The following is a 955-nucleotide window of genomic DNA, read 5'->3' on the forward strand; positions in this document are numbered from 1 at the left end:
GCTTCGAACTTCGTGTGCGGCTTGATCGAGCCGGGCTTGGCCAGCACCTGGCCACGCTCCACGTCGTCACGCGCCACGCCACGCAGCAGCACGCCCACGTTGTCGCCGGCCATGCCGCTGTCGAGCAGCTTGCGGTGCATTTCGATGCCGGTCACGGTGGTCTTCTTGGTGTCGCGCAGACCGATGATCTCGACTTCGTCCTGCACCTTCACGGTCCCGCGCTCCACGCGGCCGGTGGCCACGGTGCCGCGCCCGGTGATGGTGAACACGTCTTCGACGGGCATCAGGAACTGCTTGTCGGTGTCGCGCTCGGGGGTGGGGATGTAGCTGTCCACGGCGTCCAGGAGTTCCCAGATGCGGTCAACCCACTGGTTTTCACCACGGGCGGTCTTGGGGTTACCCTGCAGGGCTTCGAGGGCCTGCAGCGCGCTGCCCTTGATCACGGGCAGGTCGTCGCCGGGGAACTCGTACTTGCCCAGCAGCTCGCGCACTTCCATTTCGACCAGTTCGAGCAGCTCTTCGTCATCGACCATGTCGACTTTGTTCATGAACACGACGATGTAGGGCACGCCGACCTGACGGGCGAGCAGGATGTGCTCGCGGGTCTGGGGCATGGGGCCGTCGGCGCTGGAGACCACCAGGATGGCGCCGTCCATCTGGGCTGCGCCGGTGATCATGTTCTTGACGTAGTCGGCGTGGCCGGGGCAGTCGACGTGGCTGTAGTGGCGGCTGGGGGTGTTGTACTCGACGTGGGCGGTGTTGATGGTGATGCCGCGGGCCTTTTCTTCAGGGGCCTTGTCGATCTGGTCGTAGGCCAGTTTTTCGACGGTGGGGTCCGAGGCGGCGGCGGTGAAGGTGATGGCGGCGGTCAGCGTGGTCTTGCCGTGGTCCACGTGCCCGATGGTCCCCACGTTCACGTGCGGCTTCGTGCGTTCAAACGTTCCTTTTGCCATGT

Annotated in this window: 1 protein-coding gene; it reads right to left on the reverse strand. The window is 65.0% G+C overall.

What is annotated here, in order from left to right:
* A partial coding sequence (tuf, locus tag K7W42_RS22740) for an elongation factor Tu (RefSeq protein WP_224577687.1) occupies positions 1 to 953 on the reverse strand: 953 nt, incomplete at its 3' end.
* Positions 954 to 955: the final 2 nt, after the last annotated feature.

The sequence above is a fragment of the Deinococcus betulae genome (assembly GCF_020166395.1).
Classification (GTDB): Bacteria; Deinococcota; Deinococci; order Deinococcales; family Deinococcaceae; genus Deinococcus; species Deinococcus betulae.